The sequence below is a fragment of the Falsiroseomonas selenitidurans genome (genome assembly GCF_012103215.1).
Taxonomy (GTDB): Bacteria; Pseudomonadota; Alphaproteobacteria; order Acetobacterales; family Acetobacteraceae; genus Falsiroseomonas; species Falsiroseomonas selenitidurans.
In genome coordinates, this window is the sequence record NZ_JAAVNE010000010.1 from 18,936 (window position 1) to 40,217 (window position 21,282).

General features: G+C 69.7%; 17 protein-coding genes. 5 read left to right on the plus strand and 12 right to left on the minus strand.

Going from position 1 to position 21,282, the window contains the following annotated elements; all coding sequences use genetic code 11:
• Positions 1-122: 122 nt before the first annotated feature.
• Entirely contained in the window at positions 123-2,687 is a 2,565-nt protein-coding gene (locus HEQ75_RS08310; RefSeq protein WP_168029192.1) for an HWE histidine kinase domain-containing protein, read from the plus strand.
• A 50-nt stretch (positions 2,688-2,737) separates the two neighbouring features.
• Here HEQ75_RS08310 and HEQ75_RS08315 read toward each other — a convergent pair whose 3' ends face one another.
• Entirely contained in the window at positions 2,738-3,154 is a 417-nt protein-coding gene (locus HEQ75_RS08315) for a rhodanese-like domain-containing protein (protein ID WP_168029194.1), read from the minus strand.
• Between the two features lie 120 nt (positions 3,155-3,274).
• Between HEQ75_RS08315 and HEQ75_RS08320 the strand changes: the two genes are divergently transcribed.
• A complete protein-coding gene (locus HEQ75_RS08320) occupies positions 3,275-3,430 on the plus strand; it encodes a hypothetical protein (RefSeq protein ID WP_168029196.1) in 156 nt (51 codons plus the stop codon).
• 7 nt (positions 3,431-3,437) lie between these two features.
• Here HEQ75_RS08320 and HEQ75_RS08325 read toward each other — a convergent pair whose 3' ends face one another.
• From HEQ75_RS08325 to HEQ75_RS08370, 10 genes are all read right to left on the minus strand, one after another.
• Positions 3,438-4,610, minus strand: coding sequence for an isovaleryl-CoA dehydrogenase (locus tag HEQ75_RS08325; protein ID WP_168029198.1), 1,173 nt, complete (start codon positions 4,608-4,610; stop codon positions 3,438-3,440).
• On the minus strand, positions 4,607-6,196 hold the full coding sequence (locus HEQ75_RS08330; protein WP_168029200.1) for an acyl-CoA synthetase: 1,590 nt from the start codon (positions 6,194-6,196) through the stop codon (positions 4,607-4,609). Before HEQ75_RS08330 ends, HEQ75_RS08325 begins: the two co-directional genes overlap by 4 nt.
• A 10-nt stretch (positions 6,197-6,206) precedes the next feature.
• Positions 6,207-7,427, minus strand: coding sequence for a phenylacetate--CoA ligase family protein (locus tag HEQ75_RS08335; protein WP_168029202.1), 1,221 nt, complete (start codon positions 7,425-7,427; stop codon positions 6,207-6,209).
• A complete protein-coding gene (locus tag HEQ75_RS08340; RefSeq protein WP_328733485.1) occupies positions 7,424-8,263 on the minus strand; it encodes an ABC transporter ATP-binding protein in 840 nt (279 codons plus the stop codon). Before HEQ75_RS08340 ends, HEQ75_RS08335 begins: the two co-directional genes overlap by 4 nt.
• The gene (locus HEQ75_RS08345; RefSeq protein ID WP_168029204.1) at positions 8,260-9,543 is read right to left on the minus strand and encodes an ABC transporter substrate-binding protein; all 1,284 of its coding nucleotides are present in this window, start codon (positions 9,541-9,543) and stop codon (positions 8,260-8,262) included. Before HEQ75_RS08345 ends, HEQ75_RS08340 begins: the two co-directional genes overlap by 4 nt.
• Before the next feature lie 21 nt (positions 9,544-9,564).
• Positions 9,565-10,632, minus strand: coding sequence for a branched-chain amino acid ABC transporter permease (locus HEQ75_RS08350; RefSeq protein WP_168029206.1), 1,068 nt, complete (start codon positions 10,630-10,632; stop codon positions 9,565-9,567).
• Between the two features lies 1 nt (position 10,633).
• Positions 10,634-11,527 (minus strand): branched-chain amino acid ABC transporter permease, encoded by an 894-nt coding sequence (locus HEQ75_RS08355; RefSeq protein WP_168029208.1) that lies wholly within the window; start codon positions 11,525-11,527, stop codon positions 10,634-10,636.
• A 9-nt stretch (positions 11,528-11,536) separates the two neighbouring features.
• A complete protein-coding gene (locus tag HEQ75_RS08360; RefSeq protein WP_168029210.1) occupies positions 11,537-13,408 on the minus strand; it encodes an AMP-binding protein in 1,872 nt (623 codons plus the stop codon).
• Positions 13,405-14,208: an ABC transporter ATP-binding protein gene (locus tag HEQ75_RS08365; RefSeq protein WP_168029212.1), complete on the minus strand. Its 804-nt coding sequence runs from the start codon at positions 14,206-14,208 to the stop codon at positions 13,405-13,407. Before HEQ75_RS08365 ends, HEQ75_RS08360 begins: the two co-directional genes overlap by 4 nt.
• Positions 14,209-14,346: 138 nt before the next feature.
• A complete protein-coding gene (locus tag HEQ75_RS08370; RefSeq protein WP_168029214.1) occupies positions 14,347-15,090 on the minus strand; it encodes a glycerophosphodiester phosphodiesterase in 744 nt (247 codons plus the stop codon).
• A 181-nt stretch (positions 15,091-15,271) separates the two neighbouring features.
• Between HEQ75_RS08370 and HEQ75_RS08375 the strand changes: the two genes are divergently transcribed.
• The 3 genes from HEQ75_RS08375 to HEQ75_RS08385 all read left to right on the plus strand — a co-directional run bounded on the left by HEQ75_RS08375 (position 15,272) and on the right by HEQ75_RS08385 (position 19,806).
• Positions 15,272-15,589, plus strand: coding sequence for a hypothetical protein (locus HEQ75_RS08375; RefSeq protein ID WP_168029216.1), 318 nt, complete (start codon positions 15,272-15,274; stop codon positions 15,587-15,589).
• A 193-nt stretch (positions 15,590-15,782) separates the two neighbouring features.
• Positions 15,783-16,883, plus strand: coding sequence for a TRAP transporter substrate-binding protein (locus HEQ75_RS08380; protein WP_168029218.1), 1,101 nt, complete (start codon positions 15,783-15,785; stop codon positions 16,881-16,883).
• Position 16,884: 1 nt separating this feature from the next.
• Positions 16,885-19,806 (plus strand): ATP-binding protein, encoded by a 2,922-nt coding sequence (locus HEQ75_RS08385; RefSeq protein ID WP_168029220.1) that lies wholly within the window; start codon positions 16,885-16,887, stop codon positions 19,804-19,806.
• 211 nt (positions 19,807-20,017) lie between these two features.
• On the opposite strand, the gene HEQ75_RS08390 is transcribed toward HEQ75_RS08385, so the two are convergent.
• Positions 20,018-21,265 carry a patatin-like phospholipase family protein gene (locus HEQ75_RS08390; RefSeq protein ID WP_168029222.1) on the minus strand — a complete coding sequence of 416 codons (1,248 nt, stop codon included), beginning with the start codon at positions 21,263-21,265 and terminating at the stop codon, positions 20,018-20,020.
• Positions 21,266-21,282 lie beyond the last annotated feature (17 nt).

Consider the following 21,282-nt stretch of genomic DNA (forward strand, 5'->3'; position numbering starts at 1 on the left):
GCCCGCACGACCACCGATGCGCCCCGACGCGGACGTGAAAGCGACTTGCCTCCATCTTTACGCCCGATTGGTCTATGCTCGCGATCCCCTCGCCCCGGCGTCGGAGGGGCAAGGAGAACCTGATGCAACAACTGGCGGGCGAGCGTTGGAAGGACGCCCTCTCCTCCTGCGACCTTGAGCAGATCCACTATCTGGGCTTCGTGCAGCCACAGGGGTTCCTCGTCGAAGCCTCGGCCGACTGGATCACCACGCGGACCTCGGCCAACCTCGAGCAGTTCCTCAACGTCTCGCCGGAGGCAGTGCTGGGCACGCCGCTGTCCGAGGTGCTTGGCCGCGACATGCTGCACGAGATCCGCGGGCAGTTGCAGATGCTGGGCCACGGGTCCGGCGCACAGCGCCTGTTCGGCAGCGACGCGCTGCCCGGCGGCCGCCCCTTCGACCTGGCGATCCACCGCGCTGGCGAATCCCTGGTGATCGAGGGCGAGCCTGCGGTGCAGGGGGATGAGCAGGTCGCCGGCTTCGTGCAGACGCTGCTGGGCCAGCTGCGCCACGTGCCGGACCTGGCCCGGCTGTGCGACCTGGTGGTGCGGCAGATGCGCGCTCTGACCGGATTCGACCGCGTGATGCTCTACCGCTTCCACGAGGATCTGAGCGGCGAGGTGGTGGCCGAGACGCGGCGCGGCGACCTCGCTCCCTTCAAGGGCCTGCGCTACCCGGCCAGCGACATCCCGGCCCAGGCCCGCGCCCTGTATCTGCGCAACCCGATCCGCCTGATCGCCGATGTGGCGGCGGAACCGGTTCCGGTGCTGCCGGCGCTCGATCCCTCCGGCCGGCCGATCGACCTGTCGATGTCCGTGCTGCGCGCCGTCTCCCCGGTGCATATCCAGTATCTTCGGAACATGCAGGTCGGGGCCTCGCTGTCCATCTCCGTCCTGTCCGGCGGACGGCTTTGGGGGCTGATCGCCTGCCACCACGCCACGCCGCGCAACCTGTCGCTGCAACGGCGCACGGCGCTGGAGTTCTTCGGTGAGATGTTCTCCTTCCTGCTGGAATCCCGCGCCCGGGCCGAGGAGGTGGCGCGGCGGGAGGAAGCCCGCGACTTCCAGACGCGGATGATCAGCCAGTTGTCGGGCGAGACGGGGTCGCTCGACGACGTGTTCCAGCACCTGGTCGGGGTGCAGAGCATGCTGGGGGCGGATGGGCTGGCCACCTTCATCGACGGCCGGCTGCGCACCACCGGCACCACGCCGGGGACCAGCGAGATCCTGGAGATCATGCGCTTCCTGAACCGCGCGGCGGCCAGCAAGGTCTATGCGAGCCATGCGCTCTCGCTCGTGCATCCGCCGGCGGCGCACTACACGAGGCAGGGCTGCGGCGTGCTGGCGATCCCGGTCTCACGCCGGCCACGCGACTACGTGGTGTTCTTCCGGCGGGAGTTGGTGCAGCAGGTGACCTGGGCGGGGGAGCCCGCCAAGGCGGTGCGGCGCGTGGAGGGCACGCAGCAGCTTTCCCCCCGCGCCAGCTTCGCCGCCTGGCGCGAGACGGTGCGCGGCCAGTCGGCACAATGGTCCGCCGGCGACCTCGCCATCGCCGAGGCGCTGCGCATGACGCTGCTGGAGCTGATGTTGCAGGTGACCGACCGGGCCGAGAAACAGCGCAAGCTCTCCAACGACCAGCAGGACCTGCTGATCGCGGAGCTGAACCACCGGGTCCGCAACATCCTGAACCTGATCGTCGGCCTGGTGCGGCAATGCGGCGACAGCGCCACCAGCGTCGAGAGCTTCGCCGAGGAGGTCAGCGCCCGGGTCCACGCCCTGGCCCGCGCGCATGACCAGCTGACCAGCAGCGGCTGGGGCGCGCGGTCGCTCGCCACCATGATCCGGGTGGAGGCCGGCGCCTATCTCGGTGCGAAGGCGGAACGGGTGGCCATCCACGGCGACGATGTCGGCATCCAGCCGGACGCCTTCGCCACCGTGGCGCTGGTGATGCACGAGCTGATCACCAACGCCGCGAAATACGGCGCCTTCCGCGATTCCCGCGGCCATGTCGAGATCGCGCTGCGCAACGACCCGGACAAGGGGCTCGACATCGCCTGGGACGAGATCGGTGGCGCGCCCATCACCCCACCGACGCGGCGCGGCTTCGGCTCCACCATCATCGAGCGGGCGATCCCGCACGAGTTGATGGGCCAGGCAAGGGTGGATTTCGCCCCCGCCGGCCTGCGCGCACGGTTCCACATCCCCGCCGCCTTCATCGAGGTGCTGGACCCGGCGGCACCCGGCGCCAATGCGCAAGCCACCGAGAGGACGCAGGCGAAGGTGGAGCGCCTGTCCGGCGACATCCTGCTGGTGGAGGACAATCTGCTGATCGCGCTGGAGACGGAGGCCATGCTTGGCTCGCTCGGGGCGGACAATGTCCATGTCGCCTCCACCGTCAGCGCGGCGCTGAGCTACCTGGCGGAGAACCGTCCGCATTTCGCGGTGCTGGACTACAATCTGGGGCGGGAGCGCAGCGTGCCGATCGCGGAGCGCCTGTCCGCCATGCAGGTGCCCTTCGTCTTCGCCACCGGCTATGGCGACACCGCCACCATCGACGACCGCTTCCGCAGTCGCCCGATCCTGACCAAGCCCTATACCGCCTCCTCCGTGCTGCGCGCCTGGCAGGCGATATCGGCGCTGGAGGAATAGGCCCGCGGCGGGCGCGGCCTCCGGCTCATCCCATCCGGACGCCGGCTGCCCTACCGCTGGCGCCAGGGCAGCCCGTCGGCCTTCCAGCCCGCCATGACGCCGCGATGGCCTTCGGCATCCACCGGCCCCTCGAAGCCATCGGCGACGTTGAAGGCATGCGGAAAGCCCGCCTGCTGCGCCGCCTGGCCGGCCGCCAGGCTTCGCGCGCCTGAACGGCAGATGAAATAGAGTTTGGACAGCGGCGAGGCACCGGCGCGATGCAATTGTTCGACAAAGCCGCCATTGACCTGCATGCTGGGATACACCTGCCACGGGATCAGCGCGACCTGCTTGCCGATCCCGCCCAGGTCCGGTAGTCCGACGAAGTTCCACTCGGCGTCGGTGCGCACGTCCACCAGCATTGCGTCGGGGTCCTCGGCCAGGGCCTGCCAGGCCGCGCGGGGGGATACATCGGGAACACCGGGCATGGCTTCACTCTCCGTCCTGATCTCAGGCTGGGGAGGATGGGGTGCCGCCCGGCACGGGACAACCATCGCCCACCGCGCCCAAGGCATGCGCGGCGGGGAGTGCCAGGGGAAGATCGAAGAATGTCCGAATCCGACAACGCCACGCACGACCACATGGGCCGCAAGGTTGCCAATTCGAAGGGCGAGGCGTTCCGCCAGGACCTGCCCTGGATCATCGCCATGGTGGCGTTGACCACCTTCACCCTCATGGCGCTGGCCGGCTACTTCCGCCTGTAGATCTGACTTACGCCGATTCGCGGAAGATCTCGCGCCCGATCAGCAGGCGGCGGATCTCGCTGGTACCGGCGCCGATCTCATACAGCTTGGCGTCGCGCAGCAGCCGGCCGGCCGGGTAGTCGTTGATGTAGCCATTGCCGCCGAGAATCTGGATGGCGTCGAGCGCGGCCTTCGTTGCCGCCTCGGCCGCGAACAGGATGGCGCCGGCGGCGTCCTTGCGGCTGGCGTGCCCGCGGTCGCAGGCGCGGGCCACGGCATAGGTATAGGCGCGGCCGGCATTCAGCGCCGTGTACATGTCTGCCACCTTGCCCTGGATGAACTGGAACTCCCCGATCGCCTGGCCGAACTGCTTCCGGTCGTGGATGTAGGGAATGACCAGGTCGAGGCAGGCCTGCAGGATGCCGATGGGGCCGGCGGCCAGCACGGCGCGTTCGTAATCCAGGCCGGACATCAGCACGCGCACGCCGCCGCCGACCGTGCCCAGCACGTTCTCCTCCGGCACCTCGCACTCCTCGAAGACCAGCTCGCTGGTCGGGCTGCCGCGCATGCCGAGCTTGTCCAGCTTCTGGGCGGGGCGGAAGCCCTTGAAGCCGCGTTCGATCAGGAAGGCGGTGATGCCCTTGGGGCCGGCCTCGGGATCGGTCTTGGCATAGACCACCAGCGTCTCGGCGTAATGCGCATTGGTGATCCAGAGCTTGGTGCCGTTCAGCACCCAGCGGTCGCCGCGCTTCTCGGCCCGCAGTTTCATGGACACCACATCGGAGCCTGCGGAGGGCTCGCTCATCGCCAGCGCGCCCAGATGCTCGCCGGAGATCAGCTTGGGCAGGTAGCGGCGCTTCTGCTCCTCATTGCCGTTGCGGCGGATCTGGTTGACGCAGAGGTTCGAATGCGCGCCGTAGCTCAGCCCGACGCTGGCGCTGGCGCGGCTGATCTCCTCCATCGCCACGCAATGCGCGAGATAGCCCATGCCGGCGCCGCCATGCTCCTCCTCCACCGTGATGCCGTGCAGGCCGAGGGCGCCCATCTCCGGCCAGAGGTAGCGGGGGAATTCGTCGGTGCGGTCGATCTCGGCGGCGATGGGGGCGACGCGATCCTCGGCGAAGCCGCGCACGCTGTGGCGCAGCGCGTCGATCTCCTCGCCCAGGTCGAAATCCAGCATGGGCATCTGGTTGGAGATCATGAGGGCACTCCTTCCTGGGCGAAGCGCGCGCGCAGCGCGCCGCGCATGATCTTTCCCGTGGCCGTCTGCGGCAGGGCTTCGACGAATTCCACCTGGCGCGGATAGAGATGCGCCGCCAGGCGCTGGCGCACCTGCGCCTGGATGTCCGCCGCGAGCGCGGCGCCGGGGGCGAAGCCGGGCCTCAGCACCACCACGGCCGTGACACGTTCCGTGCGCAGCACATCGGGCAGGCCGATGACCGCCGCCTGGGCGATGGCGGGATGGGTCAGAAGAAAATCCTCCACCTCGCCGGGGCCGATGCGGTAGCCGGCGGAGGTGATCACATCATCATCGCGGCCGATGAAGGTGAAGAGGCCATCGCCATCGCGCACCGCCTGGTCGCCGGTCAGCAGCCAGTCACCCTGGAATTTTCGGGAGGTTGCCTCGGGCTGGTTCCAGTAGCGCAGGAACATCACGGGGTCGGGCGCGCGCACGGCGAGCACGCCCTGCGCGCCATCGGGCAAGGGCTGGCCCTCGACATCGAGGATCGCGAGTTCATGGCCCGGCACCGCACGCCCCATGGCGCCGGGGCGCACCGGGAAGAGCTTTGCGGAATTGGCCACGATCAGGTTGCATTCGGTCTGGCCGTAGAACTCGTTGATGGTCAGGCCGAAGGCGCCGCGGCCCCAATCCAGCATCTCGGCACCCAGCGTTTCACCGCCGGAGCCGACGCTGCGGAGCGCATGGCCGAAGCGGGCGGGGTTGGACACGCCGCGCAGCATGCGCAGCGCGGTGGGCGGCAGGAAGGCGTTGCGCACGCCGTGGCGCGCCATCAGGTGAAAGCAGAACTCTGGATCGAATTTTGCCATGCGATGTGCCAGCACCGGCACGCCGTGGAACAGGCTGGGCAGCAGCACATCGAGCAGCCCGCCGATCCAGGCCCAATCCGCCGGGGTCCAGAACAGGTCGCCGGGTTGGGGAAAGCCATCATGCGGCCATTCCACGCCGGGCAGATGGCCGCGCAGCACACGATGCGCATGCAGCGCGCCCTTCGGGCTGCCGGTGGTGCCGCTGGTGTAGATGATCAGCGCGGGGTCGTCCGGGCCGGTGGCGAGGCAGGCGTGGCTGTCCCGCGCGCGCGCCATCTCCGCCGCCAGATCCAGCGCACCGGGGCCACCGCCGATGGCGAAGACCTTTGCCAGTTCCGGCAGCGTGGCGCGGATACTGTCGAGCTTCGCCAGCCCATCCTGGTCCGTCACCAGCGCGGCCGCGCCGCAATCCGCCAGGCGGAAGCGCAGCGCCTCCTCGCCGAACAGAAGAAACAGCGGCACGGCGATGGCGCCGATGCGATAGGCGGCCAGATGCGCCACCGCTGCCTCCGGCCCCTGCGGCAGCAGCACGCCGACGCGGTCGCCGCGGGCGAGGCCATGCGCCAGGAAGGCATTGGCGAGGCGGCAGGCGCGGCGGTGCAATTCGTCAAAGCTGATTCGCTCCACGGCATCGCCCTGCAGATGCAGCAGCGCCAGGCGGCCGCTGCCATCGGCCCAGCGGTCGCAGGCTTCCTGCGCGATGCTGCAGCGGTCCGGAATGTTCCAGGCGAAGCTCATGCGCGGCGCGTCATGCCGGACGGGTGTCGTCGATCACCTTGCCGTCGTTGGGCAGGGCGCCGGGTTCCAGCAGATCCACCGTGCCGCGCAGCCGCGTCACGGCCTGCAGGCTGGCCGTCAGGCTCTGCACCAGCGCCGCATCACGCACCGGGGCTTCCACCCGCAGCAGCATGGTGTCGCGCATGCCGTCCAGGCCGATGACCAGGCGCGCGCGGCCCAGGCCCGGATGCGCGCGCATCACCTCCGCCACCTGCTCCGGCCGCACGAACATGCCGCGCACCTTGGCTGCCTGGTCGGCACGGCCCATCCAGCCGCGGAGGCGGGTGTTGCTGCGGCCGCAGGGAGAGGCGCCGGGCAGCACGGCGGAAAGGTCGCCGGTGGCGAAGCGGATCAGCGGGTAGGTGGCGCTGAAGGTGGTCACCAGCACCTCCCCCACCTCGCCCTCCGGCAGGGGCTCGCCGGTACCGGGGTGGACGATTTCCACCAGCACATCCTCGTCGCAGATCAGCCCCTCCCCGGCTTCCGATTCATAGGCGATGAGGCCGAGATCGGCGGTGCCGTAGCTCTGCTGCACAACAAGCCCGCGCGCGGCGTAGAAGCTGCGCAAGGCGGGCAGGAAGGCCCCGCCGGTGACATGGCCGAACCGCAGGCAGGAAAGGTCGAGGCCCAGCGCATCGCCGGCCTCGAGGATCGTGCGCAGGAAATCCGGCGTGCCGCTGTAGCAGCCCGGCCTGAGGTGCGCCGCCGCGCGGGCCTGGCTCTCGGTGTTGCCCGGGCCGGCCGGGAACACGGGGCAGCCCAGCGCCCGCGCGCCTTCCTCCAGCATCATGCCGGCCGGGGTGAAGTGGTAGGCGAAGCAGTTGTGCAGCAGCATTCCCGGCCGCAGCCCGGTGGCATGCAGTGCCCGGGCATAGCGCCACGGGTCGGCGCCCGCGCCCTGCGGCTCATGGATCGGGCCGGGCGAGGCGAAGACGCGTGGCACCGCCGCCACTGCCACCGCGGTGAAGCCGCCGAAGGGCGGTGCGGCCGCCTGCGCGGCGATGAGGTCCGACTTGCGCGTGACCGGCAGTGCCGCGAGGTTGGCCTCGCGCGGATCGAGATCCGCCAGCAGCGCGGCATAGGCCGGCGCGTGGCGCTTCGCATGGGCCAGCTGGGCTGGCAGGCGCTGCGCATTCTCGGCCGCGCGCTGGTCCGCGCTGCGCGTCTCGCGATCGTCGAAGAACCCTGTCACAGCCAGCGCTTCCGTCGTTTGTAGGATTTCAGGTTGCGGAAGGATTTGCGCTCCGCGCCATGGCCACCGAGGTAGAATTCCTTCACATCCTCGTTCTCCGCCAGCGCCGCGGCGCTGCCATCCAGCACCACCTTGCCCTGTTCCATCACATAGCCATGGCTGGCGACGGAGAGCGCCATGCGGGCATTCTGCTCGACGAGCAGGATGGTGATTCCCAGGTCGCGGTTGAGCTGGCGGATGATGCCGAAGACCTCCTTCACCAGCAGCGGCGACAGGCCCATGGAAGGCTCGTCCATCAGGATCAGCTTCGGCCGTGCCATCAGCGCGCGTCCGATCGCCAGCATCTGCTGCTCGCCCCCGGACAGGTAGCCGGCAAGCCCCGTGCGTTCCTTCAACCGCGGGAAATAGCCGTAGACCATCTCGATGTCGCGGCGGATTGCGGCGCCATCGCTGCGGGTGAAGGCGCCGAGCCGCAGATTCTCGAGGCAGGTCATGTCGCCGATGATCCGCCGCCCCTCCATCACCTGGAAGATGCCGCGGCGCACGATGTCATGCGCCTCCACCCCGTTCAGGCGTTGGCCATCGAAGCGGATCTCGCCGCGCGTCACCGCGCCATCCTCCGATTTCAGCAGGCCAGAGATGGCCTTGAGCGTGGTGGACTTGCCCGCCCCGTTGGCCCCCAGCAATGCCACGATCTGCCCGCGCGGCACGGCAAGCGACAGGCCGCGCAGCACCAGGATGACGTCGTTGTAGACGACCTCGATGTTGTTCACTTCCAGCAGCGGCGCCTCCGCCGGCGCGATCGCCGGCGGAGGCTGGGTGACCGCCTGGCTCACCAGCCCAGCCAGTCCCGGCGGCGGTCGAGGTCGATGGTGGCGATCTGCTCGATCTTCATCGTGCCGGCGCGCATCAGCTCCGTCACACTGCCCTGCGAGGTGTCGCCGCCGACCGAGGCACGGTACAGCGCCACCCGCAGCGTGCCGCGATGGTCATCGCGCGCAAAGGTGGAGGGGTTGCAGACCCCCTCGAAGCCGCGCGGCACCCAGTTCCGGCGGGCATAGAAGCCATCCCGGATCCGCTCACCGGTCACCTGGCCGCCGCCTTCGGCCGCCGTCTCCATCGCTTCCACCATCAGCATGGCGGAGCAGACGCCCGACAGGTAGTGCACCGGGCGATAGGCAGTGCCGGCGGCATCGGAAACCCGGCTGATCTCCCGCACCTGCGCCATGCCCGGCGCGTCGCCGCCCCAGACGGCGGCGGTGCGGACGGGGAAGACCACGCCATTCGCCGCGGCGCCGGCGGCCTTCATCGCATTCTCGTCCATGCCCCAGACATTGCCCAGGAACTGCACCTGCACCCCCGCGGTCTGGCAGGCGCGCAGGACAGAGATGTTGGAGCCCGCGGTATTGCCGAGATAGGCATAGTTGGCGCTGGCATTCTTCAGCGTCAGGCATTGCGCGGTGTAGTCGCCCGGCGTCAGGGCGAACTGGATGGCCGGCAGTACCTCGAAGCCCAGCTCCGCCGCCAGCGCCTCACCGGCCGCCTTCGGCGAATTCGGATAGGGATGGTTGGCGCCCATATGGACGTATTTCGGCCGCCCCTGCTGGCCGCGCGTCCGCCAATCCTGTGCCGCCCATTGCAGCATGGCGCGCAGGCCATCGGAATAGGACGGGCCGTAGAAGAAGTTGTAGGGCGCTGCCTCCACCCCCTGCCGGCCGGACTGCCCCGCGGCATCCGTCAGCGCGGCGGAGTAGGAAGCGCTGACATAGGGGATGCGGTCGCGCGTGACGAAACGCACCAGCGCTTCCGTATCCGCGGTGCCCCAGCCCTGGATGGCGACGACGCGGGTGCGGCCGGTCCAGGCCTGGTACTGGCTGACGGCGCGCGGTGCGGCGTAGCCGTAGTCAAAGCCGGAGACGTTGATCTGGCGGCCATTGACGCCGTTGCGCGTGCGGTTAACCCAGGCCAGCGCATCCGCCACGCCCTGGCCATAGGGCTGGCCGACATCGCTGGTGGCGCCGGAATTGTCCATCAGGTGGCCCACCGGAATGGGCTGCGCCGCCAGCGGCAGCGCGAAGGCCAGCGTCGCGGCGCCGGCCAGGATCTGCATCTTCATTCGTTCGTTCCTCCCCTTGGTTCAGTGCGAAAACGGGTAGAGTTTCCAGTACGCCTTGATCAGGCGCCAGCGCCGTGCCAGCCCATCCGGCTCGAAGATCAGGAACAGGATGATCGCCGCGCCCACCACCATCTCCCGCAGGAAGGAGATGCTGGCGCCGAGTTTCAGCGCACGATCGATGCTGCTGCCGGCCAGCAGGTCGGCGCCCCATTGGGTGACCTCCGGCAGCATCACCATGAAGGCCGCGCCCATCAGGCTGCCCATCACGCTGCCCAGCCCGCCGATAATGACCATGCCGAGGAACTGGATGGAGAACAGGATGTTGAACGCCTCCACCGAGACGAACAGCAGGTAGTGCGCATAGAGCGCGCCGCCGATGCCGGCGTAGAGGCTGGCGATGCCGAAGCTGAGCGTGCGGTAATAGGCGAGGTTGATGCCCATCATCTCCGCCGAGAGGTAATGGTCCCGCACTGCCACCAGCGCGCGGCCGTCGCGCGTGCGCATCAGGTTCGCAGCCCCCACGAACATGATGATGACCCAGGCCAGGGTCAGGTAGAAATAGGATTCGTCGCGGTCGAAGGCGAAGCCGAAGAGCACCGGGCTTTCCGTCATCCGCCCCGCCACGCCGCCGGTGAACCACTGTGCGCGGGCGAAGAAATCCTCCAGGATGAACTGCGCGGCGAGCGTCGCGATGGCCAGGTAAAGCCCCTTCAGCCGCGCCGCCGGCGCCCCGAAGACGAGTCCGATCAGCGCGGTGCCGAGCCCGGCCAGCGGGATGCACAGCAGCACCGGCACATGGAAGCGTTCGTGCAGATAGGCGGAGATGAAGGCGCCGAGGCCGAAGAAGGCGGCATGGCCGATGCTGATCTGCCCGGTGAAGCCGACCAGGATGTTCAGCCCCAGCGCGGCGATGCCGAGGAAGCCGATGTTGATCAGGAGCGAAAGCTCGTAGCGGTCGAAGACCAGCGGCGCGCAGCACAGCAGGACGATGCCCAGCAGCAGCGCGATGCGGCTGTTGCGGGTGGGGAAGATGGTGGTGTCGGCGGCGTAGCTGGCGCGCCAGTCGCCGCAGGGTGTCATCGCCGTCATCTCAGACGCGCTCGATGTTGCGGGTGCCGAAAAGCCCGTAGGGCTTGATCAGCAGGATCAGCACCAGCCCGTAGAAGGGAGCGATCTGGAACATGTTGCCCCAGTTCAGCCATTGGCTGTCGATGTAGTGCGCCCAGTTCTCCAGCAGCCCGACGATGACACCGCCGAGCACCGCGCCCAGGATGGAATCCAGCCCGCCCAGGATCACCGCGGGGAAAACCTTGATGCCGTAGAAGGACAGCGCGCTGGACACGCCGTTCACCACGCCGACGACCACGCCGGCCACGGCGGAGACGACGGCGGAAATGGCCCAGGACATCGCGAAGACCTTCGGCACGGAGACGCCGAGCGATTGCGCCACCTGCTGGTCGAACGCCGTGGCCCGCATGGCCAGCCCGTGCTTGGAGGCTTTGAAGAACCAGCCGAAGCCCGCCATGATGAGCAGCGAGACGCCGAGGCTGGCGAGGTAGACCGTCTGCACCTCCAGCCCCAGCACCCGCACCTGCTCGGTCTCGAAGATTGGCGGGAAGGGTTTCGCGAAGACGCCGAAGATCCACTTCATCAGCGCCTGGAAGAAGATGCCGAGGCCGATGGTCGCCATGATGACGCTGATCACCGGCTCCCCGATCAGCGGCCGCAGCACCACCATCTGCAGCACCAGGCCGAACAGCATCATGAACAGCAGGGTGAAGATGAACCCGGCATAGAAGGGCAGTTGCCATTCCGTCAGGAACCACCAGCACACCCAGGCGCCCACCAGCAGGAATTCGCCCTGCGCGAAGTTCACCACCTGGGACGCCTTGTAGATCAGCACGAAGCTCATCGCGACCACGCCATACAGCGCACCGACGATCAGCCCGTTGAGCGTGAGTTGCAGCAGCAGGGTCAGGTCCATGCCCATTCCTCAGGCGGCTTCCAGGGCAGGCTCGGCGCGCAGCACGGCCAGCGTGGTGCGGATGCGCTGCGTCGTGCCGTCCTGGAAGGCGATGGTGGTGTCGACCGGGATGCTGTCCGCACCGGCATAGATGGCGGCGATGATGTCGCCGTACTTCTCCGCGATCACGCCGCGCCGCACCTTGCGGGTGCGCGTCAGCTCCCCGTCATCGGCGTCGAGTTCCTTGTACAGCAGCACCAGGTCGCGCAGCCGCTGCGCCGGCGGCAGCGTCGCGTTCACCTTGGCCACCTCCGCCCGCAGCAACGCCAACACCTGCGGCCGGGCCGCCAGATCCGAGTAGGTGGTGAAGGCGATGCGATGGCGCTCCGCCCATTTCGAGACGATGGGGAAGCGGATGCAGATCATCGCCGCCAGGTGCGACTGCCCGGCGCCCAGCACCACCGCCTCCGCCACGAAGGGCGAGAATTTCAGCTTGTTCTCGATGTATTGGGGGCTGAAGCGGTCGCCGCCGGCGGTCTCCGCGATGTCCTTGATGCGGTCGATGACCACCAGCTGCCCGGCCTTGTCGAAATAGCCGGCATCGCCGGTGTGCAGCCAGCCATCCCGCATGTCAGCCGCTTCCGTGGCGCCGAGGTAGCCAGAGAACATGTTGGGGTGGCGGGTGACGATCTCGCCCACGCCATTCGCATCCGGCGCGTCGATGCGGATCTCGATGCTGGGATCGAAGGGCACGCCCACCGTGTCGAAATCCACCGCATCGGCGCGGTGCAGCGTATAGGCGCCGAGCAGTTCCGTCTGGCCGTAAAGCTGGCGCAGCGGCACGCCCATGGCCTGGAAGAAGCGGAAGGTCTCCGGCCCCAGCGCCGCGCCGCCGGTCGCGGCGGAGGTGAGGTTGGTGAAGCCCAGCCGGTCGCGCAGCGCGCGGAACAGCAGCAGGTCGGCCGCCGCCGAGCGGCGGCCCCCGGCCAGCTTCAGCCCCAGGTCGAACATCCGCCGCTTCAGGGCCGAGGCGTCCATCACCCGCGCCCGGACCTCCGCCGCCAGCTGTTCCCATATGCGCGGGGCGAACAGCACGAAGGTGGGCCCGATCTCCCGGAAATCGGCCATCATCGTCTCCGGCTCCTCGACGAAGTTCACCTTCATCCGGGCGATCAGGCCCCAGCCGAGCACGTAGATCTGCTCCATGATCCAGGACAGCGGCAGAACGGACACGTATTCGTCCTGTGGCCCCTTCGGATCGGCCTGGAGATAGGCCTCGCAATGGCGGATCAGCGCGCCGCCCGTCAGCATCGCCAGCTTCGGCCGCGCGGTGGTGCCGGAGGTGGTGCAGAGCACGGCGATCTCCGCCCCGTCGGTCGCCGCCACCAGGCCCGCATGCAGCCCGGGCTCCGCCGCCTCCAGCGCCTCGCCTGCCTGCAGCAGCGCCGCCAGCGACATCAGCCGGGGATCGTCGTATTTGCGCAGGCCGCGCGGGTCGGCATAGATGATGTGGGCCAGCGTCGGCACCTCGATGCCGAGCAGCTTGTCGACCTGTTCCTCGTCCTCGGCGAAGACCAGTCTGGCGCCGGCATGGTTCAGCAGGTAGGCGACCTCGTCTTCCAGCGCATCGCGATAGAGGCCGAGGCTGCGGGCGCGGACGGTGTGCGCCGCGATTTCGCCCATCACCCAGTCCGGGCGGTTGTCACCGATCAGCCCCACCACCTCGCCGGCGCCGATTCCCAGGCTGCGCAGGCCGAGCGCCATGGCGGCGGTCCGCGCACCGATCTCGGCCCAGGTGAAGGACCGCCAGATGCCGAACTGCTTTTCCCGCATCGCCACCTCCACCGCATGCTCGGCGGCGTTTCGCGCCAGCAGGCGGGGCAGCGTCTCCATCGGCCTCATGCCGCCGCCGGCTCCGGCTCGGCCAGGTCCTTGCCCAGATAGGCGCGCTTGACCTCCGGATGCGCCATCACCGCCTCCGGGCTGCCCTCGGCGATCTTCCGGCCGAAATCCAGCACCATGACCCGGTGCGAAATGTCCATCACCACGCCCATGTCGTGCTCGATCATCAGCACGGTCATGCCCCATTCCTCGTTCAGGTCGGTGATGAAGCGGGCCATGTCCTCCTTCTCCTCGAGGTTCATGCCGGCCATCGGCTCGTCCAGCAGGATCAGCCGGGGCTTCAGGGCGATGGCGCGGGCCAGTTCCACGCGCTTGCGCAGGCCGTAGGGCAGCGTGCCGGCGATGGCCTTGCGCACCGGCTGGATCTCGAGGAAATCGATGATCTCCTCCACCTCGCGCCGATGCGCCAGCTCCTCGGTCTGCGCCCCGCCGATCCAGTAGAGCATGCCGCGCAGGAAGCCCGCCTTCAGCAGGTGGTGGCGGCCGACCATGATGTTGTCCAGCACGCTCATGTGCCCGAACAGCGCCAGGTTCTGGAAGGTGCGCCCAATGCCGAGCCCGGCGCGGCGGTTCGGCCCCAGCCGGGTGATGTCCTGCCCGCCGAAGCGCACCACGCCTTCCGTCGGGCGGTAGCGGCCGGAGACGCAGTTGACCATGGAGGTCTTGCCGGCCCCGTTCGGCCCGATGATGGAGAAGATCTCCCCGGGCCGCACGGTGAAGGAGACATCGGTCAGCGCCCGCACCCCGCCGAAGCGCAGGCTGACACCTTCCACCGCCAGGATCGGCGATTCCTCGGCCAAATCGGACGCGCTCCCCGACGCGATCTTGTTGGCGGGGAGCTTAGGGCCGCTTCGCGGCGCGCCGCAACCAAATGCCGGGGGACGGGCAGGGACACGCCTTCGGCCGGGCGGCCGCCCGGCAGGCTGCGACCCGGCGGTTCAGCCCTGCGCGCGCAGGCGGATCGCCAGTTCCGGGTCGTCCGTGGTCAGGATATCGATGCCAAGGCCGAGCAGGCGCCGGATGCTGGGCGCATGGTTCGCGCCCCAGGCGCCGATCCCCAGGCCGGCCTGCCGCAGCGCGGCCACAAGTTCCGCATCGATCGCCTGTTCATGCATCCCGACTTCCGGGATGCCATGCGCGCGGGCAACGGCGATGGTGCCCGCCAGACCGAGATCGCGCAGCGTCGAGCCCTCCAACAGCCAGGCAACGCCGGCGAGGCCGCCGGCCTGCAGCGCCTCGGCCATGGGGTCGGCCTGGAAGCCGATCAGCCAGGCGCGGCGGCGCTGCCCGGTGGCATCCAGCGCCGCCAGGGTGCGCTCGACCAACCCGGGATAGGGGCGCCGGGCCATATCCGCCTTGACCTCGATTCGCGGCGCCACCGGGCTGGCCTGGAGGATCGCCAGGTACTCCGCCAGGGTCGGCGGCGCTTCCCCCGCCGTGCCGCGGACCCGCACCTGGCGGAATTCGGCGGCAGTCAGCGCCGCAACCGTGCCGCGCTGGTCCGTCGTGCGGTCCAATGTTGCGTCGTGCATGATCACGGGCACGCCATCGGCAGTCGGGTGGACGTCGCATTCAGCCTGGTCCAGGTCCAGGGCGGCGCTGCGGCGGAAGGCCGTGGCGCTGTTCTCCGGCCAGGGAAACAGGCCGCCGCGATGGCTGGCGATCAGGGTCTTGGGCTGCATGGCTGGGCGTCCTCCCCGGCTTGCCAGGCGATCCAGGCTGCGGGATGGCGCCAGTCTCGCATCGGCTTGCCGGATCGGCCAGTTGCGCCGGCCAGTTGCACCGCATTGCACAGACTCGCGCTCTCGCGCATAAGGTGTTCCGGCCTAGCAGTGGTCGGATGCTTGCCGTGCGGAGGGCACCATGACCCTGTCCATCGTCGTCCACCGCCCCGAAAGCGGGGCAGCCGAGGCCGGCAGCAGCGCTGCGGAGGACATGCGAACGGCCGTTCGCGACGCCATCTGGGAGATTGCGGACGCCCATTGGGCAATGGGCCAGGATGCAATCCTGGTGTCCACCGACCTGTCGCCCGACTACATCCTGAGCCATTTTCAACGCGCCCTCGCCCGCCGCGGATTCGGTGAGAGCGGCCTGTTGCTGGTCAGCAGCATCGGCCCGCGTGCGGCCTGGTCCGGCCTGCCGCAGGACGCCGAAGGCTGGCTGCGCGAGGTCCTGGCCTGAGGCCGGGTCGCCCGGGAGGACAGGCGCCTCGAGGCGCGGGCGAGGCGGCAGAGCGGGCGTCCCGCGCGACGGCGGGATCGGCCACTCGCGTTATGGTTGCTGCAATCGTTAAGGAACTTGCTATAAGACTATGCGGGAATGACAGGCAGGCGACTGGCAGCCCGCTCCGCCCAAGCCGTGACAGGAGTTCCGCATGCCTTCGGCAAAGCGCCGATTCCGCAACATCATTCCCGCAATCCTGCTGCTGGCTGCCTGGGCCCTTGCCCCTGGCGCCCTGGCGCAGGGCCTCGGCGGGCAGACCCCTGCCGCAGAGTCGGCGCCGATTCGCCTGAAGATCGTCGGTGGCCTGGCGAATGTCAGCCAGTATGTGCGCTACGAGGAGCCCTTCTGGCGCCATCGCATCGGCGAGCTGACAAATGGCCGGGTGCAGGCGGAAATCGCGCCCTTCGACCGCAGCGGCATACGCGGCCAGGAAATGCTCCAGCTGATGCGGCTTGGCGTCGTGCCCTTCGGCACCGCGCTGCTGGCCATCGTCGCGACCGAGGAGCCGGAGTTCAACGCGGTGGACCTGCCGGCCCTGGCGCCGGACATGGCCAGCCTGCGGCAGACCGTCAGTGCCTTCCGCCCGCATATCGAACAGGTGCTGCGGGAGCGCTACCAGATCGAATTGCTGGGAATCTACACCTACCCGGCCCAGGTGGTGTTCTGCACCCGCCCCTTCGCCGGGCTGGCCGACCTTTCCGGCCGGCGCATCCGGTCGTCCTCCGTCGGACAGTCGGAGATGCTGCAGGCGCTGGGCGCGACGCCGGTGGTGATCCCCTTCGCCGAGGTGGTGCAGGCAATCCGCGGCGGCGTGGTGGAATGCGCCATCACCGGCACGCTGTCCGGCAACGCCATCGGGCTGCATGAGGTGACCAGCCATGTGCACGCCATGGCGCTGGCCTGGGGCATTTCCATCTTCGGGGCCAATGCGACGGCCTGGGCGGCACTGCCGGCCGAGGTGCAGATGACGATCCGCCAGGGCACCAACGAGCTGGAGCAGCAGATCTGGGCTGCGGCGGACCGCGAGACCGGGGAGGGCCTGGCCTGCAATGCGGGCCTGCCCGCCTGCACCGCCGGACGCCGTGGCACCATGACCTTGGTGCCGGTTTCCACCGCGGATGATGAACGCCGCCGCCGCCTCCTGACCGAGGTGGTGCTGCCGCGCTGGGTCAACCGCTGCGGGCTGGATTGCGTCGAGGCATGGAACGAGTATCTGGCGCCGACGCTCGGCATCCGGGCGCGGCCTGAATAGTATGCAGACAGCGCGCCGCCTGCGTCTGGCCGTCCTTGCCGCTGTCGTCCTGCTGCTGCTGGCGCAAGTGGTGGCCACGGCCATGCTGCTGGAGCGGTCGCGCGAAGCGGCGCTGAAGGCTGCCACGGATACGGCAGACCGCGTCTCTCGCGCCGTCGAGGCGTCGATCAACCGGAACTTCGTCCAGGTGGACGCCATGCTGGCGGGCCTGCCCGCCATCCTCGCCCCCTACACCCGCAACGGGCGCTTCGATGCGTCCGGCGCCGGCCGGGTGATGCGCGAGTTGAACAACCAGAACTTCACCTTCCGCGACGTGCTGCTGGTGGGTGCCGACGGCATGCCGGTGGCCACCGGCCTCGCGGTATCGCGCCGCCGGCCGCTGCCCTTGCCGCTGGGCGCCGCCTTCACCGATGCCACACCCAACGCCGGCAGCGTGATGATCGGCGGGCCGGTGCAGAACCCGGCCACCGGCGAATGGGCGTTGTTCTTCGCCCGCCCGGTGGTGATGCCGGCGCTGGGCCCGGTGACCGCCGTGGCGGAAGTGCCGGTGCCGCTGGTGGGCAGCCTGCTGGGCGTGGGCGGTGGCGCGCCGGGCCTGCGCATCACCCTGGAGCGGGAGGACGGCACGCTGCTGGCCGCCCTGCCGCATGACGAGACGCGCATCGGCCGGCGCCTGGCGGTGCCGGCCTCGGCGCTGGCCGGGCTGCGCGAAACCCGCAGCCGCTTCAATAACGAGCCTGTCCTCGTGGCGGTCCGGCCGACGCTCTACCCTTCCCTGTCCGTTGTCACCACCATCGAGTTGGAGGCGGCGCTGCAGGGCTGGAGCACGGACCGGGAGCGCGCGCTGTTCGTCTCCGGCGCCTTCGCCCTGCTGGTGCTGGCGCTGGCTGCCGCCCTGCTGCTGGGCCTGCGCCAGCGCGAGAAGGTCGAGGCGGAACGCGCCCGCTGGCGCTCCACACTGGAAAATGCGCTGGAGAGCATGTCCGACGGCTTCGTCATGTTCGGGCCGGACGACCGGCTGATCGCCTGCAACCAGCGCTACAAGGAATTCTACGCCATCTCGGCGCCCTTCATCAAAGCCGGCGCCGCCTTCCGCGACATCATGCGGGAGGGCGCCAAGCGCGGGCAGTACCCGCAGGCGGTGGGCGACCTGGAAGCCTTCGTGGACGAGATGGACAGTTGGCGCCATGCCAACAACCCGCCGATCGAGCGGCTGCTGCCGGATGGCCGCTGGGTGCTGATCACGGAGCGCAGCACGCCGGATGGCGGCACGGTGGGTATCCGCACGGACATCACGCCGCTGAAGCGCGCGATGGACGACCTGGCCCAGGCGCGCGACAGCGCCCGCGCGGCCGGCGAGGCAAAGAGCCAGTTCCTCGCCCGGATGTCGCATGAACTGCGCACGCCGCTGAACGGTGTGCTCGGCTTCGCCCAGGTACTGCTGCGCGACCCGGCGCTGACCGAGGAACAGCGCGACCAGGTGATGACCCTGCACGAGGCCGGGCGCCATCTGCTGGAGTTGGTGAACAGCCTGCTGGACCTGTCGAAGATCGAGGCCGGCAAGCTCGACCTGCACCTGCGCGACGTGGCCGTGCGTCCGCTGCTGGAAGCCTGCGCCGGCCTGCTGGCGCCGGAGGTGGACCGCAAGGGCCTGACCTTCACGCTGGACATCGCACCCGGCACCCCCGCGGCGGTGGAGGCGGATGCCACGCGGGTGCGGCAGATGCTGCTGAACCTGCTGTCCAACGCGGTGAAGTTCACGCCCCCCGGCGGCCGGGTGGACATCCGCGCCATGCCGATGGAAGGCCGCGCCGGGCTGCGGATCGAGGTGCAGGACACCGGCCCCGGCGTGCCGCCGGAAAAGCGGCACCTGCTGTTCGAGGATTTCTCCCAGCTGTTCCCCGTCGCCGGGCAGGATGGCGCGGGCACCGGGCTGGGCCTGGCGATCTCCGCCCGCCTGGCCGCCGCCATGGGTGGGCGAATCGGCTGCGACAGCGAGGTGGGCCAGGGCGCGCGTTTCTGGGTCGAGATGCCGCTGAAGGAGGTGCCCCTGCCGGTTGCTGCCGCCACCGTCGTCGCCCTGCCGGCGGAGCGCGCCGGGGAGGTGCCCGGCCGCAGCCTGCGCATCCTGGTGGCGGACGACGTGGCGGCGAACCGGATGGTGGCGCGCGCCATGCTGGTGGGCGCCGGCCATCGCGTGGACAGTGCGGCGGATGGGGCGGAAGCCCTGGCCGCGGTGGAACGCGATGCCTATGACGTGGTGCTGATGGATGTGCAGATGCCGGTGATGGACGGCCTGGAGGCGACACGGCGGATCCGGGCCCTGGACACCGCCCGGCGCCGCGTGCCGGTGCTGGCTGTCACCGCCTCCGCCCTGCCGGAGCAGGTGGCGGCATGCCGGGCGGCGGGCATGGATGGGCATTTGGCCAAGCCAATCGATCGCGAATCGCTGCTGGCCGCTGTGCAGCGCCTGGCGGCCGGCGACACCCTGCCCGGCCCCGCGGCCACGCCCTCCGGCGATGCACAGCAGCCGCTGCTGGATGAGGCGGCGCTGCGCAACCTGGCGGCCGATCTGGGGCCGACCGCGGAGGTGGTGATCGCCGAATTCGTCGCCGAGGTGCGCTTCGGCTATGAGACCCTGTCGAGCCCCGGGATCGCCCAGGACATCCCTCGCCTGCGCCATGCAGCCCACCGCATGCTGGGCGCCGCCCGCACCCTGGGCGCGCGCCGCCTGGGCGCGATGACTGAGGCGCTGCAGAAGGACATCCATGCGGAGCGCGACCCGGTGGACGCGCTGCGCCTGGTGCTGGAGACCGCCGCCGCCACCCTGCCGCTGATCGAGGCACCGCGGGAGCGCGAGGCGCATAACGACCAGGCCCCCGCCACCCGCGCCGCGCGGGTGGCCCAGGGCGTGGCGGATTGATTGCCGGCGGCCGCTTGCTGCGGCGCGGTGGTTGGTTCCTGATGCCCTCAGCCGCAGGGCGGCCGCAGCCGCTGCCCTGGCTCGCCGGATCGCCGGCGGGCCACCCTCAGGGCCGCTGATCGCGGCTACAGGCCCGGGGCGATCTTCTCCTTTGGTCAGGTTCAGCAGCCTTTCGAGGCGCCACCCAAGGCCCCTCCTGGCCTATCTGCCTTCAGGAACCGCCGGGCGCCACGGGGAGAATCCGCATCGGCGACAAGGGCGGGCGGACGAAATACGGCGGCAGGTCATGCCACAGCCCGCCTGCCCGCATCCGCGCGGCACCGAAGTCGAACAGGCAGCGCATGTAGACCGGGTCGAATTCCTCGGTCGCGGTGCAGGGCATCTCCGGCGGGATCCAGGCGGCGCGGAAGTCAATCTCGTCCCGCTCCGTGATCAGGAACAGCTTGTACAGATCGCCGATGGCGCTGCCGCGGATCAGCGAGCTCACCGAGGCGCCGGCGATGGAGAAGATCCGCGGGCGCACCGGCTCGTGCCGCGTCACGATGCGGTTGTTCACGATCACCCAGAGGCGGCGGTCGATGTTGCGGCCGATCTCCTGGCGGGTCAGCGCCGCGATCGGCACCTGCGGCGAAATCAGCACCACCTGCGACGTCGCCCCACCATCCACATGCATCTCATCGAAGCGCCGGCCATCGGCGGTCTGCACCGGGATGAACACCGGCGGGAAGGCGATGGGCACGGCGGCGGAGGCACGGACCACGTCGCGGAACAGTTGCACGGCACCAGGATGGCCGGAGGCCGCGATGGCCCCCATGTTCCAGATCATCGGCCGGCCGTAATCCAGGTTGGTGGTACCCACCAGCAGCAGCCGGCCGCGCTGGTATTCCGCCGCCACCTTGGCCAGCAGGTCCGGCGTGACGTAGCGGGCAATGCGGTTGGCCAGGCCCGTGGTGTCGGTCAGCGCCACACCGGACAGCAGGCCGCTGACCACCGCCGGCCGCGCCACCTGGCTGGTGCGCAGCGTGGTGTAGATCTCCTCGATCACCGGGTCATACGCGGCGCCCAGGAAGGCGAAGGGCGCGATGATGGCGCCGGTGCTGACGCCGGCGACGGCCGCGAATTGCGGGCGCGTGCCGGATTCGCTCCAGGCCTTCAGCACGCCCGCGCCGAAGGCGCCGTCAGGCCCGCCGCCGGACATCGCCAGATAGTGCAGCGGCGGCATTCGCCCTTCCGCCGCCAACGCGCCGAAGCGCTGCCGCAGGATGCCGGCCTGGCGCGCCACCATCAGGTCCAGCGCCGCCGGCTCCAGCACATCGCCCCAGCTGCGCAGGCCGGGAATGCCGAGGGGATGCGCCTGGTCGGCCAGCGCCCCGGGCACCGGCGCGCGGGTCACCCCGGCACAGGCGGCCAGCAGCGGCAGCAGCAGGCCGAGAAGGGCCAGGGGACGACGTCGGATCATGAGGGGGATGCCTGCCG

Excerpts from the sequence above, each read along its gene's own strand:
- HEQ75_RS08310 (WP_168029192.1), top strand. The coding sequence starts at position 123 with ATGCAACAACTGGCGGGCGAGCGTTGGAAGGACGCCCTCTCCTCCTGC.
- HEQ75_RS08315 (WP_168029194.1), bottom strand. The coding sequence starts at position 3,154 with ATGCCCGGTGTTCCCGATGTATCCCCCCGCGCGGCCTGGCAGGCCCTG.
- HEQ75_RS08320 (WP_168029196.1), top strand. The coding sequence starts at position 3,275 with ATGTCCGAATCCGACAACGCCACGCACGACCACATGGGCCGCAAGGTT.
- HEQ75_RS08325 (WP_168029198.1), bottom strand. The coding sequence starts at position 4,610 with ATGATCTCCAACCAGATGCCCATGCTGGATTTCGACCTGGGCGAGGAG.
- HEQ75_RS08330 (WP_168029200.1), bottom strand. The coding sequence starts at position 6,196 with ATGAGCTTCGCCTGGAACATTCCGGACCGCTGCAGCATCGCGCAGGAA.
- HEQ75_RS08345 (WP_168029204.1), bottom strand. The coding sequence starts at position 9,543 with ATGAAGATGCAGATCCTGGCCGGCGCCGCGACGCTGGCCTTCGCGCTG.
- HEQ75_RS08350 (WP_168029206.1), bottom strand. The coding sequence starts at position 10,632 with ATGACGGCGATGACACCCTGCGGCGACTGGCGCGCCAGCTACGCCGCC.
- HEQ75_RS08355 (WP_168029208.1), bottom strand. The coding sequence starts at position 11,527 with ATGGACCTGACCCTGCTGCTGCAACTCACGCTCAACGGGCTGATCGTC.
- HEQ75_RS08360 (WP_168029210.1), bottom strand. The coding sequence starts at position 13,408 with ATGAGGCCGATGGAGACGCTGCCCCGCCTGCTGGCGCGAAACGCCGCC.
- HEQ75_RS08370 (WP_168029214.1), bottom strand. The coding sequence starts at position 15,090 with ATGCAGCCCAAGACCCTGATCGCCAGCCATCGCGGCGGCCTGTTTCCC.
- HEQ75_RS08375 (WP_168029216.1), top strand. The coding sequence starts at position 15,272 with ATGACCCTGTCCATCGTCGTCCACCGCCCCGAAAGCGGGGCAGCCGAG.
- HEQ75_RS08380 (WP_168029218.1), top strand. The coding sequence starts at position 15,783 with ATGCCTTCGGCAAAGCGCCGATTCCGCAACATCATTCCCGCAATCCTG.
- HEQ75_RS08385 (WP_168029220.1), top strand. The coding sequence starts at position 16,885 with ATGCAGACAGCGCGCCGCCTGCGTCTGGCCGTCCTTGCCGCTGTCGTC.
- HEQ75_RS08390 (WP_168029222.1), bottom strand. The coding sequence starts at position 21,265 with ATGATCCGACGTCGTCCCCTGGCCCTTCTCGGCCTGCTGCTGCCGCTG.